Origin of the sequence: Sphingomonas oligoaromativorans, assembly GCF_011762195.1 — a bacterium.
Lineage (GTDB): Bacteria > Pseudomonadota > Alphaproteobacteria > Sphingomonadales > Sphingomonadaceae > Solisphingomonas > Solisphingomonas oligoaromativorans.
Map to the genome: position 1 here is coordinate 530,215 of NZ_JAASQK010000001.1, position 15,195 is coordinate 545,409.

Annotated in this window: 9 protein-coding genes; 7 read left to right on the forward strand and 2 right to left on the reverse strand. The window is 66.2% G+C overall.

The annotated features are described in order from the left end of the window. Nucleotides 1-13: 13 nt before the first annotated feature. Entirely contained in the window at nt 14-877 is an 864-nt protein-coding gene (locus FHS98_RS02645) for a LysR family transcriptional regulator (RefSeq protein ID WP_208401914.1), read from the reverse strand. A 79-nt stretch (nt 878-956) separates the two neighbouring features. Between FHS98_RS02645 and FHS98_RS02650 the strand changes: the two genes are divergently transcribed. Both FHS98_RS02650 and FHS98_RS02655 read left to right on the forward strand, forming a co-directional pair. Beyond that, complete coding sequence (locus FHS98_RS02650) at nt 957-2,414, forward strand: amidohydrolase family protein (RefSeq protein ID WP_167099355.1); 1,458 nt, start codon at nt 957-959, stop codon at nt 2,412-2,414. Continuing rightward, nucleotides 2,411-2,890: a deaminase gene (locus tag FHS98_RS02655; protein WP_167099359.1), complete on the forward strand. Its 480-nt coding sequence runs from the start codon at nt 2,411-2,413 to the stop codon at nt 2,888-2,890. Before FHS98_RS02650 ends, FHS98_RS02655 begins: the two co-directional genes overlap by 4 nt. Nucleotides 2,891-3,035: 145 nt before the next feature. On the opposite strand, the gene FHS98_RS02660 is transcribed toward FHS98_RS02655, so the two are convergent. Continuing rightward, nucleotides 3,036-4,049, reverse strand: a complete 1,014-nt coding sequence (locus FHS98_RS02660; protein WP_167099362.1) for a LacI family DNA-binding transcriptional regulator — start codon at nt 4,047-4,049, stop codon at nt 3,036-3,038. A gap of 85 nt (nt 4,050-4,134) precedes the next feature. Here FHS98_RS02660 and FHS98_RS02665 point away from each other — a divergent pair, with 85 nt between their 5' ends. From FHS98_RS02665 to FHS98_RS02685, 5 genes are all read left to right on the forward strand, one after another. Continuing rightward, nucleotides 4,135-5,640: an MFS transporter gene (locus tag FHS98_RS02665; RefSeq protein WP_167099365.1), complete on the forward strand. Its 1,506-nt coding sequence runs from the start codon at nt 4,135-4,137 to the stop codon at nt 5,638-5,640. Between the two features lie 439 nt (nt 5,641-6,079). After that, nucleotides 6,080-9,547, forward strand: coding sequence for a TonB-dependent receptor (locus tag FHS98_RS02670; RefSeq protein ID WP_167099368.1), 3,468 nt, complete (start codon nt 6,080-6,082; stop codon nt 9,545-9,547). Nucleotides 9,548-9,609: 62 nt separating this feature from the next. Continuing rightward, nucleotides 9,610-11,145 carry a tryptophan halogenase family protein gene (locus tag FHS98_RS02675; protein ID WP_167099371.1) on the forward strand — a complete coding sequence of 512 codons (1,536 nt, stop codon included), beginning with the start codon at nt 9,610-9,612 and terminating at the stop codon, nt 11,143-11,145. Further along, nucleotides 11,142-12,635, forward strand: coding sequence for a tryptophan 7-halogenase (locus tag FHS98_RS02680; RefSeq protein ID WP_167099373.1), 1,494 nt, complete (start codon nt 11,142-11,144; stop codon nt 12,633-12,635). Before FHS98_RS02675 ends, FHS98_RS02680 begins: the two co-directional genes overlap by 4 nt. Nucleotides 12,636-12,654: 19 nt before the next feature. Next, the gene (locus tag FHS98_RS02685; protein WP_167099376.1) at nt 12,655-15,174 is read left to right on the forward strand and encodes a TIM-barrel domain-containing protein; all 2,520 of its coding nucleotides are present in this window, start codon (nt 12,655-12,657) and stop codon (nt 15,172-15,174) included. Nucleotides 15,175-15,195 lie beyond the last annotated feature (21 nt).

Here is a 15,195-nt window from a genome sequence, read left to right on the forward strand (position 1 = left end):
CCTTGGCGGGCCGTTATTCGGGACGGGCGTTTCGGTTCGCCAGCAGCGCGGTCATGCTGGATACGAGCTGGCCGATCCGTCCGGTCGTTTCCCAGGCATAGAGCGAGACGGTCATCGACTGTTCCATGCCTAGTCCATCACAGATGCGCACGTTCCGCCCCAAGGTCGACAGACAGGGCAGGAGCGATATCCCCATGCCGGCCTCGACGGCCACCAGTACGCTCGACAGGCTGCTGCCCGTGAACCCGATATACCAATGCCGCTGCTCCCGCTCGATCCGCGCGAACATCTCGTCGCGATAGAGGCCGCCGGGAGGAAACGCCACGAGCGGCACCGGGTCCGACCAGTCGCGCGCGGCGGATGCGCTTTCGAACCACGCCATCGGTTCCGCAAAGGATGCGCGGCAATCGGTGCTGGCCTTATGTTCCTTGATGACGATCACGTCGAACTCGCCATTGCGATAGCGCCGCGCGAGCTCCCGGCTGAGGCCCGTCGTCACGTCCAGCCGGACTTCCCGATGCCATTCGGAGAAGCCCGCGAACACGCCGGCCATCTCCGGCGTCAGGATGTCCTCGGCGACGCCGATGCGCACCGCCTGCGTGCCGGCGGGATCGGCCAGCAGATTGGCCGCTTCGGCCTGAAGCGCGAGGATGCGCCTCGCATGGCCGAGCAAGCGTTCGCCGGCGGGCGTCGGCCGGACGGGCCTTGCGCTGCGATCGATCAGGCCGTGACCCACCGCGTCCTCAAGCCGGGCCAGTTGCTGGCTGATCGTCGATTGCGTCATGTTCAGTTCCGCCGCCGCGCCGGTGAAGCTGCCATGGCCGGCGATGGCGGCGAAGGCCCGAAGAAGGCGAGGGTCCAGCAGAACGCTATTCATAGGATGCATGTTCTATATCATAACATCTAATTTGCGCATAAACTGGTAGTGCCGATACATTCGCGCCGATCAAAAAAGGATGGTGCGTGTGAGGATTGCTCGAATTGCATTGGCGGCGGCCGTCTCGTTCCTGCCCTTTCAGGCGATGGCGCGGGACAAGGCGGACGTCCTGATCCGCCACGCGACCGTGATCGACGTCGAGCACGCCCGCACCATCCCCGATCAGGCGGTCGCGACGAAGGGCGATCGCATCGTTGCGGTCGGGCGGGACGCGGACGTCGCCAAGGCGTGGAGCGCCAACCGGCAGGTCGACGGCAAGGGGCGCTTCCTGATCCCCGGCCTGTGGGACATGCACGTCCATTTCGGCGGCGGCCCGGCGCTGATCGACGAGAACAAGGCGCTGCTGCCGCTCTATGTCGCCTATGGCATCACCACCATCCGCGACTGCTCCGGCGATCTTCCCTATGACGTGCTGAACTGGCGCGGCGAGATCGCGAGCGGCAAGCTGTTCGGCCCGACCCTGCTCAGCTCCGGCCCCAAGATCGAGGGGGTCAAGCCGGTCTGGAAGGGCACGCTGGAAACCGGCTCCGAGGCGGATGTCGATGCGGCGGTCGCGAAGCTGGTCGCGCTCAAGGTGGATTTCGTCAAGATCACCGACAGCACGCTGAAGCCGGACCTGTTCCTCTATGCGGTGCGCAAGTCGCGGGAGGCGGGGCTGCGTGCATCCGGCCATATTCCGATGGCGGACACGGTCGGGCAGGCGGTCGATGCCGGGATCAGCTCGATCGAGCATCTGGATTATGCCTTCAAGGCGGGCGTGAAGGATGAGGCGCGGATCGCCGCCGATTTCGGCGCAGGCCGCATCACCCGCGCCGAAGCACAGGCGCAGCTTGACGCCGGCTTCGATCCCGAAACCGCGATGGCCGCCTATCGCAACCTGCGTGAGCACCATGTGTTCGTGACGCCGACGCTCAATATCGAGCGGACGCTCGCGTATCTCGACAGCGACGACCACACGCATGATCCCTTCCTGGCCTATATCGGGCCGGGGCTGCGCAAGACCTATCAGTGGCGGATCGACCGGGCTGCAAAGGCAACGCCGGAACAGATCGCGGCGCGGCACCGCGAATATGCGCAGACCGCCGCCGTTCTGCCGATGCTGGAAAAGGCGGGGGTGACGATCATGGCCGGCACCGATGCGGGCTTCCTGAACTCCTATGACTATCCCGCGCTCGGGCTGCATCAGGAACTGGCGCTCTATGTGAAGACCGGCCTGACCCCGGCCGAGGCACTCGCCGCCGCGACGCGCGCGGGGCCGGCCTGGTTCGGCAAGCTGGATCGCTATGGCTCGGTCGAGACCGGCAAGCAGGCCGATCTGGTGCTGCTGGACCGCAATCCGCTGGAGGACATCAGCGCCACCCAGTCGGTCAACACGGTGATCCTGCGCGGTGCGGTCGAGGACCGCGCGACGCTCGACCGGCTGCTGGCGGAGGCGCGGGAGAAGGTCTCGAAGTGGAATGCGGAAGCGGCGCAGTGAGCGAGCCCGACGACCAGACCTTCCTGCGCGCCGCGATCCATCTGGCGCGGGAGAATGTCGGGCACGGCGGCCGGCCGTTCGGCGCGGTGGTGGTGAAGGACGGCGCGATCGTGGCGACCGGCGTCAACGAGATTCTCGCCACCGGCGATCCCACCGCCCATGCCGAAATGGGCGCGATCCGCGCGGCGAGCCGGAAGCTCGGTTCGCCTGATCTGTCCGGTTGTCGCATCTATGCCAGCGGCCATCCCTGCCCGATGTGCATGGCGGCGATGCGGATGGCGGGCATCGAGGCGGTCGCCTATGCCTATTCCAACGAGGCGGCGGCGCCGTTCGGCCTTTCGACCGCCGCGATCTATGCCGAGCTGGCCCGGCCGTTCGCCGAACAATCGATGGATATCCGTCATCTGCCGGCGGACGGTGCCGCCGAACCCGCCATCTATGCCGATTGGCAGCGCCGGCAGCAGCAACGGGCCTGAACCGGCGCTGCCGAGGCCGATCGCGCCGCTCCAGGATCGGACGGGAAGCTTCTTAGCACATCATCGTCACGGCACGGCTGGCGCCATGCTCCTATGCCCGCGCGCTGGCTCCTGACCCCGAGCCGGATCGAACCACGGCCACAGTCTAGGCGCCGCAGGACTCGCGGACGATCAGATCGGTGGCCAGGCGTTCGGGCTCATGATCGATATGATCCGACAGGATGCGGGAGACGAGCATCCGGCCCGCGCCCGCCGTATCCTGCCGTATCGTGGTCAAGGCGGGGGTCGAGAGGCGGCTGAGCAGCATATCGTCATAACCCACCACCGAGACGTCGCGCGGCACCGAAAGGCCGGCCCGGCGCAGCGCGTTGATGGCACCGAGCGCGATCAGGTCGCTCGATGCGACGATGCCGTCGAAATGCACCCGCCGCCTCAGCAGGCGGCCGACGGCGGCCTCCGCCGATTCCAGCTCGAAGTCGACCGGCACGATCAGCCGGGGATCGGCCTCCAGCCCACTTTCCTTCAGCGCCTCGCTATAGCCTTCCCGACGCTGCACCGCTTCCAGATCCGATCCGCCGATGAACAGGATCGCCTTGCGCCCAAGCCGTGCCAGATGGAGCGTCGCCCGCCGCCCGCCCAGCTCATTGTCGGAGCCGATCGAGCAATAGCGCTGCCCCCGCATCTGCGCGCCCCAGACGACGAAGCGCGCGCTCGTCTCGGCCAGTTGGTTGAAGGCCTCGTGCAGCACGCTCTGACCGAGGAAGATCACGCCGCTCGCCCGGCTGGTGGTGGTGGCGTGGAGGAGATCCTCATAGCTGGTCGGTGAGACATGGCTGACCGTGAAGTCGCAGCCGCGCGCACGCGCCGCCTCGCCGATGCTGGCGAGCAGTTCGAGGAAGAAGGGATGCGACAGGGGCAGCGGACCGCTGCGCACATGGGGCGTCACGATCGCGATCGAGCCCTCGGCACCGATCGGGCTTGCCGGCATCGTCATGCGGAAGGGATAGTTATGCTCGCGCGCCAGCGCCCAGATGCGCTGCTTGGTGCGCGCACTGATGAGAGGCTGGTCATTGAGCGCGCGCGAGACGGTGGATACCGAAACGCCTGCCAGCTTGGCCAGATCTTCGAGCGTCGTATTGCTGTTGCTACCGTTACCCATTGCGCTCAGATTGGCTGTGGCCCGCGGGCCGAGTTAAGACATCGGAACTCCGCCATTGCAAGCGAGCGGACCGGGGGGAGGGGGAATGCTGGCGATCGACGACGGCACAAGGCCGCCGCTGAGCCGGGCACGCATCTGGAACATGTGCTGCGGCCTGTTCGGCGTGCAGGTGGTCTGGGGCCTCCAGAACGTCAACACGAGCCGCATCTTCCAGACGCTGGGCGCTAGCGTCGACGGGCTCGCCATCCTGTGGATCGCGGCGCCGGTGACCGGGCTCGTCGTGCAGCCGCTGATCGGCCATCTGAGCGATCGCACCTGGGGGCCGCTGGGGCGGCGGCGTCCCTATCTGCTGGGCGGTGCGCTGCTCACCGCGCTGGCGCTGCTCGCCATGCCCAACGCCTCGACGATCTGGATGGCGAGCCTGATGCTGTGGCTGCTCACCGGATCGATCAACGTCGCGGCCGAACCGTTCCGCGCGCTCGTCGCCGACAGCCTGCCCGAAGCGCAGCAGACCACCGGGTTCGCCATCCAGACCTTCTTCATCGGGCTGGGCGCGGTGCTCGCCTCGGCTTTGCCCTGGATGCTGGCGCATTGGGGCGTGTCCGGCGTGGGGCCGAGGCATGTGCTGCCGCCGACGGTGCGGATCGCCTTCTATGTCGGCGCGGCTTTCCTGCTGGTGGCGGTGACGTGGAGCATCCTCACGACCTCCGAACGCCCGCCCGAGGCGATCGAGGCGGAGAATCATCGCACCGACATGCCCGCCGCGCCGACCCGCGAAGGCGAGACCAAGCTGATCCGCAGCGGCCTGATATGGATCGCGGCCGGCGTGGCGATGGGCGGTTTCGCGTTCGCGGAAGCCTTGAGGCGTGGCATCTACATCGTCGCGGCGCTGGCGGCGATGTTCGGCATGGCGCAGTTGATGGCCGTGCTCATCCGGCGCCGGGGCGGAGCGTCCGTCAGCGTGCTCGAGATCGTCGAGGATATCCTCCACATGCCGCTCGTGCTGAAGCGGCTGGCCGTGGTGCAGTTCTTCACCTGGTTCGGACTGTTCGCGATGTGGGTCTATACCGTGCCCGCCATTGCTGCGCAGCATTATGGCAGCGCCGACCCCAGTTCCGTGGCCTATAACCAGTGCGCCGATTGGGTGGGCGTTCTGTTCGCGGGCTATAATGGCGTGGCGGCGGTCGTGGCCCTGGCGCTGCCGCCGCTCGCGGCGCGGGTGGGGCGGCGCGCTGTCCATGCGATCGCGCTGCTGCTGGGCGCGCTGGGGCTGCTGGGCTTCGTGCTGATCGACGATCCGATATGGCTTTGGCTGCCCACGATCGGCATCGGTTGTGCCTGGGCATCGATCCTCTCGACCGCTTATGCGATGCTGTCGAGCGCGCTGCCGCCGCGCAAGATCGGTGTCTATATGGGCATCCACAATATCTTCCTGGTGCTGCCGCAGCTTGTCGCGGCGACCTTGCTGGATGCGATGGTGGCCCGGCTCTTCTGGGGACACGCCATCTATGCGCTCGCGCTCGCGGCCGGCTCGCTGGCGCTGGCCGCCGCCTTCACGCTGACAGTGCCCGACCAGACACCCCGGCGCTGAGCCCCAGGCGATCTCCCGCATCATCACGGATGGCTGTCTGCGCATGGCCGCTTCCCGTTATGCAAAAATTTGCATTCATCTGCGCAATGCTTGCGAATCCGTCAACATATTGTTGATCGAATCGGAGCATAAATTTGAAAGATTTATAGACAAATTCAACATATAAGTTTGATTTCTAACAATATTATTTCATGCCCACACCCTCTTGCAATCGCCCGCAAAAATGCGCAAAAATGTGCAACGAAACGAGGGTGGCGAACGGCCCGTCAGTGGTCGTCGCCTCGGGAGGGATGTGGTGAAGGGGCTGCGGCGCATATCGGCGCCGCGCACTTTTCGGATGCCCGGCTCTCCACCGTCGCCTGTCTGGCGCGGCCCGATCATGCGTATCGGCTTCACAACATCGGCCTCGCGCGGACGGGGCGAACTGAGGGGAGAGATAATGGGGGATCGTAATCCGAACCGCGGCATGGCGTTGCGTGGGGGCGCGTCGCTGGCGGTGCTTGCCGCGCTCAGTTTCGCGGTGGCCGCACGGGCGCAGGAAGCACCGGTGGCCGGCACGAACTCTGCCGCGCCCATCCGGCTGGCGGCGGCAAGCGGCGCGCCGTTGCAGGCGACGCAGGCCGTGGCCCCCGATACCGGCGATGACAAGACCGGCGGCGACGCGACGAAGGAGATCGTCGTCATCGGCGTGCGCGGCGCGCTCAATACCGCACTTGGCATCAAGAAGAATGCCGACACCTTCGTGGACTCGATCACCGCGACCGACATCGGCGCCTTCCCGGACAAGTCGGTGTCCGAGGCGCTCCAGCGCGTGCCGGGCATCACCGTCAACCGCCTCCAGTCGAACGACGACAGCACCCACCCGTCGGGCGAGCCGACCGGCGTGCTGATCCGCGGCCTCACGCAGGTCCGCACCGAGTTCAACGGGCGTGACAGCTTCTCCGCCGATGCCTCGCGCGGGCTCAACTTCAACGACGTCTCGCCCGAGCTGATGGCGGGCGTCGACGCCTATAAGAACCAGACGGCGGAGATGATCGAGGGCGGTATCGCCGGCACGGTCAATCTGCGCACGCGCCTGCCCTTCGACACCGACGGGCAGGTGATCTCGGCCAATGCCAAGGCCGATTATGGCGATCGTTCGAAGAAGTGGACGGGCGAGGCCTCGGGCATCTATTCCAACGTCTTCCATACGCCGATCGGCAAGTTCGGTATCCTCGGCGACTATGCCTATTCGCATGTGGTCACGCGCACCGAGAGCGTGATTATGGACCGTATCGACACCTATTGCTCGGCGGGCGACATCGACGCCGACGGCCATGCGATCGTCAACAACGGCACGGTGCCCTGCACCGCCAATCCGTTCGGCGGCAGCGGCTGGGCCTATGTGCCGGACGGCATCCGCTATTCCCAGGTCGATTATGACCGCACGCGCCGCGGGCTCGCGGTCGCCGGGCAATATGAGAACAACGCCGGCAATCTGCGCGCGACGGTGCAGTATACGAACTCCAAATATCGCAACGCCTGGCTGGAGCGCGCCAGCCATGTGATCTTCGACGGCAACGCCTATGGCACCTCGTCCTTCAACCCGCGCACGGCGAGCATCCTGCAACCGGCTTCGGGCACCGCGCCCTTCACCTTCGACTCCGACGGCAACATCGTCTCGGGCACCTTGACCCACCCGACCGGCGACTGGCGCGGCGGCAGCACGGCCGATTATATCGACGACGGTTCGGCCGTGTCGGGCCTGCCCTTCGTGAACTATTGTGGCGCGGGCTCATCCTGCGCGACGCAGCAGGAGGGCCTCTATTTCCAGAACGAGGCGCGCAACTTCAACCATCGTGAAAGCACGCGCGACCTTTCCGGCAATATCAAGTGGGACGCGACCGATCGCCTGCACTTCAATTTTGACGTGCAGCATATCGATGCCTCGGTTCACAATAATGACATTCTCGTCGCCGTCGGCTCGATGGCGAACATGCAATATTCGGTGAACAAGGACGGCACGCCCGAGGTGACGCTGCTGCCGGGCTCCAACGTCAACTATGCCGACGGCGGCCTCGCCAATCCGCATAATTACTGGATGCCCTTCATCCAGGGGCACCGCGAGGACGATAACGCGAAGGAACTCGCGCTGCGTTTCGACACGCAATATGATTTCGACAATGCCGGCGGCTGGCTGGACTCGCTGAAGGTTGGCGTGCGCTATGCGGACCGCAAGCAGACGGTGCGTTACTCGACCTTCAACTGGACCTCGATCGCGGCGCCGTGGAACTGCAACGGGCCGGGCTTCAACATCGACAACACCTCGCCCGCGCCCTATCCGGCCGCCTGCGGCCATAGCGGCGACTTCCAGGGCTATGGCGCGAACATCTGGGAATCGACCAGCTTCGGCAACGGCTTCTACGGCAACGGCACCTATCCGAACGGCGATCTCGTCTATCTGAACCGCGCGACGCTGCGCGACTATGACGCTCTTGTCGGCGCGCTGAGCGGCGCCAACACCAATTCGCCGATCTCGCCCGGCTATGTGCCGATCTGCGACCGCGCCAACGCGACGGTGGGCTGCTACACGCCGTCCGAGATCATGCACATCCGCGAGCAGACGCTGGCGGGCTATGCGATGCTGAAATTCGGCGGCAATTCGACGACGATCTTCGACGGGATCACGGTGCAGGGCAATGTCGGCGTCCGCGCCGTCAAGACCTGGGACAAGAGTGACGGTAGCGTCAGCTTCCCCGACATCAACGCACTGATGCTCGCGCCTTGCGACACGCCGCTCAGCGGCACCAACATCGTCAATCCGTCCTGCTATCTGACCGACAGCGTCCGCGCTTTCGCCGATGGCGGCGGCACGCCCAACAATTTCAAGGCGGGCCACATGAACTGGCTGCCGAGCTTCAACGTGCGTTTCGGGCTCGACAACAAGAATTACGTCCGCTTCGCCTATTCGCGCGCGATGTCGCGGCCCGATATCGGCCTGCTGCGCAACTATGTGATGGTCAACCAGCCGCTGATCGACCCGACGGCGAACTCGCCCTATATCGTCTATACCGATCCCAATGGGCCGCACACGGCGGCCAATGTGAAGGGCTACAACTTCGTCTTCCAGGCGGAATCCGGCTATGGCGGGCTGAAGCCGATCACCGCCGATCAGATCGACATCTCGTTCGAGCGCTACATGGCGCACGGCTCGGCCTTCACGATCGACGGCTTCTTCAAGAAGCTCAACGGCAGCATCGCCTATGGCGAGTTCGCTCGGGACTTCACCAACAACGGCTCGACCCAGACGGTCATCATGCGCGGACCCCGCAACGAGAAGGGCGGCGGCAAGCTGATGGGCTTCGAGGCCAACTATCAGACCTTCTTCGATTTCCTGCCCGGTCTGCTCTCCGGCCTCGGGATGCAGGCGAACTATACCTATGTGCATCAGTCCGGCATCCACAACTCGAATCTGGTGACGGAGGGCGCGCTGACGGATGGCGGCACGGGCGCCTTCGGTGCGGGCGTGACGGTCAACGGGCCGACCTCGACGATCGACTCCCATCGTCTGGCCGGCATCTCGACCCATTCGTTCAACGTCGTCGGCCTGTACGAGAAGGGGCCGATCGGCTTCCGCCTCGCCTACAACTGGCGCTCGCGTTACCTCACCGACAATCTGGATTGCTGCATCGGCCTTCCGGTGTTCCAGAAAGCGGCGGGCTTCCTCGACGGATCGCTGCGCTTCTCGCCCTGGAAGTTCCTGGAGCTGTCGGTCGAGGGCACCAACCTGCTCGGGACGACGACCGTCTATCAGCAGGAGGTCTTCGGCGACTCCCCTGCGACGCCGGGCGCCAAGCCGGTGTATCGGGATGCCAACTGGAGCCGCGTCGACCGCCGCGTCCAGTTCGGCGCCCGCGTGAAGTTCTGATGGCAGGGCGCCGTCCGGCTATGGCCGCGACGGCGCCATCCTCCCCGAACGGAGACAGGCGGATGCAGGCAGAGCGGCCCCTTCGGGTGGTCATCGTCGGCGGCGGGACGGCGGGCTGGATGGCGGCGGCCGGTCTCTCCCGCCTGCTCGACCCGCGCGACTACGCCATCACGCTGATCGAATCCGACGAGATCGGCACGGTGGGCGTCGGCGAGGCGACGCTGCCGCATATCAGGACGTTCAACGACATGCTCGGCTTCGACGAGGCCGAGTTCATGCGCGAGACGCAGGCGACGATCAAACTCGGCGTCGAGTTCGTCGGCTGGACACGCGACGGGGATCGCTACATCCACCCCTTCGGCGTGTTCGGCGAACGCTGGGCGGGCGTCGATTTCCAGCATCATTGGGTGCGCGCGAAGCGGGCGGGGCGCGATGTCGCCCCGCTACAGGCCTATAGCTACGCGGTAGCCCTGGCCCGCGCCGACGCCTTCGAATGGCCGTCCGAGGACACGGCATCGATCCGCTCGACCTATGCCTACGCCTATCATTTCGACGCCTCGCTTTATGCGGACTATATCCGGCGCTGGTCGATGCGGCGCGGGGTGCGGCGGGTCGAGGGGCTGGTGCTCGATGTCGAGCAGGATGCCGACACCGGCCATGTCCGTGCGCTGAGGCTCAAGTCGGGCGCGGTGATCGAGGGTGGTCTGTTCGTCGATTGCAGCGGCTTCCGCTCGCTGCTGGTGGGGCAGGCGATGGGCGTCGGCTGGCAGGACTGGAGCGCATGGCTCCCCTGCGATCGCGCGCTCGCGGTGCCGTGCGACAGGGTGGGGCGGCTCACCCCTTATACGCGCGCCACGGCGCGGGAGGCGGGGTGGATGTGGCGCATCCCGCTCCAGCATCGGGTGGGCAACGGCTATGTCTTCTCCAGCCGCTTCTGCGACGAGGGCCGGGCGAAGGAGACGCTGCTCGCCCATCTGGAAAGCCCGCCGCTCGCCGAGCCGCGGCTGCTGCGCTTCCAGGCGGGACGGCATGAGCGGATGTGGGAGGGCAATTGCGTCGCCATCGGGCTCGCCGGAGGATTTCTCGAGCCGCTGGAGTCGACCAGCATCTTCCTGATCCAGGCGGCGGTGATGGACCTCGCCAACCTGATGCCGGTGCCGGGGCGCCCGATCGACCCGCGTCTGGCGGCGGAGTTCAACCGGCTCTCCTCGCTGCAATATGATCGGGTGCGGGACTTCCTCCTGCTCCATTACATCGCCAATGCGCGCGAGGGGCAGCCGCTCTGGGACCATATGCGGGCCATGACGCTGCCCGACACGCTGGCCCACAAGATCGCGCTGTTCGAGGAGGGCGCCGCCGCGCCAAGCTATCTCTATGGGCTGTTCTCGCGCGATAGCTGGCTTTCGGTGCTGATCGGGCAGGGGATCGAACCCCAAGGCCATAGTCGCCTCGCGGATCGATTGTCGCTGGAGGAGACGGAGCAGCGTCTCGCCGATCTTCGGGCGCGGATCGAGGCGGGTCTCGGCACGGCGCCTTCGCATGAGGAGTTCGTCGCTCGCTGCTGCGGCGCCGGGTCGGCGGTCAGGATGACGGCATGAGCGCGATCGATCGTGTCGTCATCGCGGGCTGCGACGCTCCGCTCTGGCTGGCCGCCGCGACGATCCGGCAAGCGCTGGCGCCGGCAGGTGTCGCGGTCTGCGCGGTCGAGCTGCCGAGCCGGCTCAGCGTGGCGGATTGCCATGCCACCCTGCCGGCACTCGAAGCGCTGCATGGCCGGCTCGGGATCGACGAGGCCATGTTGTTGCGGCTGACCGGCGGGGCGTTTTCGCTCGGCCAGAATGTCGTCGACACGACGGGCGCGATGCCGCTGTTCATGATCCCCTCCGGTTCGTTCGGCACGAGGATCGAGGGGCAGGATTTCTTCGCCTATTGGCTGAAGGCCCGCAGCCTTGGCCTCAATGTGGCGCTGGAGCATTTCTCGCTGGCCGCCGCCGCCGCACGGCAGGGGCGTATCCTCTTCCCCGATGACAGCACCGAGGCCTATGGCCGCAGCGATTATGGCTACCATCTGCCAGCGATCACTTATGCCCGCTGCCTCAAGGCGCTTGCGGTGCATCTGGGCGTCGAGGTGCTGGAAGCGCGCTCGGTTGCGGCGAAACGCGGAGAGAGGGGGATCGACGCGCTGCTCCTCGACGATGGGCGGCGGGTGGAAGGACGGCTCTTCATCGATGCCGGCAGCGGGCTTTCCATCGGTCGCCCGCGAGAAAGCTGGCGCGAGAGCTTCCCCGTCGATCGCATCCTGACCGCCACGGCGCCGCGCCTTGCCTCGGTGCCCGCTTATGCCGAGATCCGGTTGGGGGAGGGCGGATGGACAGTGCTCCATCCTGCCGCCGGCCACACCCATCTGCTCCATGCATGGTCGAGCACGCATCGCGGTGACGGGGAGGCGGTGCGGGATGCCGAGGCGCTTGGCGGTCTCCCGCTTGAGGAGATCGATATCCGCGCCGCCGATCCGGGGTGTCTGACCGAGCCATGGGAGGGCAATTGCATCGCCATCGGCGAGGCGGCGTGCGCCGCCGACCCGGTCCATGATGTGGGGCTGCATGTCGTCCAGCTTGGGCTGGTGCATCTGCTGGCTTGTTTCCCGGCCTCGGCGGGCTTCGCGGCGCAGCGGGCCGAATATAACCGCGTGATGCGCTCGGCGCTCGGCCGGGTGCGGGATTTCCAGTCGGCTTTCTACATCGGCAACGCGTTGCCCTCGCCCTTCTGGGCGGACGCGCGCGGCGCCCGGCGCTCGCCGGAGCTGGAGCATCTCCTCGCCACCTTCCTCGCGCGGGGAGAGATCGCGCCGTTCGAGGACGAAAGCTTCGCGCCCGATAGCTGGCGGGCGCTGCTGGTGGGGCAGGGGGTATCGCCGGTCAGCTGGCTGCCGCCCATCGACCGCACGGCGCCGGAAGCGATCAAGGCACAGTTCCGCGCCATGCTCGGCTTTGTGCGCGATCAGGTGCTGCGTCAGCCGACGCATGACCAGTTGCTCGACCGGATTGCCCGTGGCGGGCCTCATCGCATGGCTGCGGCGCATCAGTGAGTTTCCAGGGAGATTTCGTGTGAAGACAGGCGTTTCCGGCCTCGTGGTCGCATGGTGGTGTCTGGCGCTCGGCGCATCGGCGGCGATCGCGCAGCCGGCGCCGCCAGCGGCCGTCACCACGGGGACGCTGGCGGTGATCCCCGGCGGGATCGAAGCCCGGCATGGCGCCGCGATCATGCGCGTGACGGCACTCACCGACAGCATCCTGCGTGTCCGTATCGCGGCGGACGGCCATCTGCCCGAGGATGCGAGCTGGGCCGTCGATGCCGCGATCCGTGCGAAGCATGTCTTGGTGACCGCGACGCCCGATGGCTTCTCCACCACCGCGTTGCGGGTGCATATCGATCCGGCGACGGGAGGGCTCAGCGTCACCGATCCAAAGGGGCGCTTCATCTCCCAGGATGCCGCCCGGCCGATGACAGCGGACGGGCAGGGCTTCACGCTTTCCAAGCGACTGCCGCAGAGCGAGCATATCTTCGGCCTCGGCGACAAGACCGGCGGCACGCTCGACCGGCGCGGCATGAGCTATGTCGACTGGAACACCGACGCCTATGGCTTCAACAGCTCGACCGATCCGATCTACAAGTCGATCCCCTTCTTCATCGGGGTCGGCGGGGAGGGGGGCAGCTACGGCATCCTGTTCGACAATACATGGCGCGCATGGTTCGATTTCGGCCATCGCGACCCCGACGTCGCCAGCTTCGGCGCACCGGGCGGGCCGATCGATTATTATGTCATCGCCGGCCCCACCACGGCGGAGGTGGTGCGCCGCTACACCGACCTGACCGGCAAGGCGCCGCTCGCCCCGCTCTGGTCGCTCGGCTACCAGCAATCCCGCTACAGCTATATGGACGAGACGGAGCTGAGGCAGGTGGCGGCCCGCCTGCGCAGCGATCGCATCCCGACCGACGTCCTCTGGCTCGATATCGATTTTCAGGACCGCAACCGGCCCTTCACCATCAACACCAGGGCCTTCCCGGATTTCGCCGGCATGACGCGGGGTTTGCGGAAGGATGGCTTCCGCCTCGTCACCATCGCGGACCTTCATGTCGCGGCCGCGCCCGGAGAGGGTTATGCGCCCTACGATCAGGGCATGGCCGGGCATCATTTCGTGCGCGATGCGAAGGGGCAGGTCTATGTCGGCGAGGTGTGGCCTGGCCCATCGGTCTTCCCGGACTTCACCGATGTCGCCGCGCGCAAATGGTATGGCACGCTATTCCGGCCGCTGCTCGATGCGGGTGTCGCCGGCATCTGGAACGACATGAACGAGCCCTCGGTGTTCAAGACGCCGACCGCCACCATGCCGCTCGACAATATCCACCGTGTCGCCAGCGACGACTTCGCCCCGCGCGAGGCCAGCCATGCCGAGATCCACAATGTCTATGGCATGGAGAATACGCGGGCGACCTTCGAGGGCCTGTCGACGCTCCGCCCCGACGAGCGCCCCTTCGTGATGACCCGCGCGAGCTATGCCGGCGGACAGCGTTATTCGGCGACCTGGACGGGCGACAACAGCGCGACCTGGGATCATCTGAAGCTCGCCGTCCATCAGGTCATCAATCTCGGCCTGTCGGGCTTCTCCTACAGCGCCAACGACGTTGGCGGCTTCACGGGCGGCCCGAGCGCGGACCTGCTGACCCGCTGGTTCGAGATCGGCGCCTTCATGCCGCTGTTCCGCGATCATGCGGCCAAGGATACGCCGCGCGCCGAACCTTGGGTCGACGGGCCGGACCATCTCGCCATCCGCCGCCGCTTCATCGAGGAGCGTTATCGGCTGCTGCCCTATCTCTATGCGCTGGCCGACGAGAATGCGCGCACAGGCGATCCGATCATGCGGCCGGTCTTCTACGATTATCCAGACGCGATCCGCGCGACCTGCGATCAGTCGATGAGCTTCACGCTGGGCCGCGACCTTCTGGTGGCGCCACCGCCCAAGCCGGAATCGCCGCAGCCTTATGACGTCTGCCTCCCCGCGGGGGGATGGTACGACTATTGGACGGGCCAGCCGGTCACGTCTGCGAAGGCTGGACAGACCGCCGGACCGGTGCAGGCGGCCGCGCAGACCCAGATGGAGGGCACCGCCGGCGGCTCCACGATCTCCGAGACGCCGAAGCTCGATACGCTTCCCGTCTTCGTGCGGGCGGGCGCGATCATCCCGCGCCAGCCGCTCGTCCAGAACACATCCGAAACCCCGCAGGGGCCGCTTTCGATCGACGTCTATCCGGGCCAGAACTGCGAGGGCGACCTCTATCTCGATGACGGCCATAGCCTGGCCTATCGGAGCGGGGCCTATTTCCGGCGGAAGATCCGCTGCACCGTCACCGCCTCGGGGGTCGCCCTATCCTTCGATCGGCCGACGGGGCATTTCGTGCCCTGGTGGCATCGCATCAGCCTTGCCGTGCATGGGTGGACGGGTTCTGCCGATGCGACGGTGAATGGCAAAGGGCTCAGCCCGAGCCTCGATGCGGCGGCTCATACGGCCCATCTTCTCATCGACGACAGCCTGGATGCCTTGAAGATAGAACTCAGGCACAGGTGATTGCTCCGCCCAATCTCCTGT

What these genes read in the sequence shown, in the direction of transcription:
- FHS98_RS02645 (WP_208401914.1), bottom strand. Translation starts at nt 877, where the DNA reads ATGAATAGCGTTCTGCTGGACCCTCGCCTTCTTCGGGCCTTCGCCGCC.
- FHS98_RS02650 (WP_167099355.1), top strand. Translation starts at nt 957, where the DNA reads ATGGTGCGTGTGAGGATTGCTCGAATTGCATTGGCGGCGGCCGTCTCG.
- FHS98_RS02660 (WP_167099362.1), bottom strand. Translation starts at nt 4,049, where the DNA reads ATGGGTAACGGTAGCAACAGCAATACGACGCTCGAAGATCTGGCCAAG.
- FHS98_RS02665 (WP_167099365.1), top strand. Translation starts at nt 4,135, where the DNA reads ATGCTGGCGATCGACGACGGCACAAGGCCGCCGCTGAGCCGGGCACGC.
- FHS98_RS02670 (WP_167099368.1), top strand. Translation starts at nt 6,080, where the DNA reads ATGGGGGATCGTAATCCGAACCGCGGCATGGCGTTGCGTGGGGGCGCG.
- FHS98_RS02675 (WP_167099371.1), top strand. Translation starts at nt 9,610, where the DNA reads ATGCAGGCAGAGCGGCCCCTTCGGGTGGTCATCGTCGGCGGCGGGACG.
- FHS98_RS02680 (WP_167099373.1), top strand. Translation starts at nt 11,142, where the DNA reads ATGAGCGCGATCGATCGTGTCGTCATCGCGGGCTGCGACGCTCCGCTC.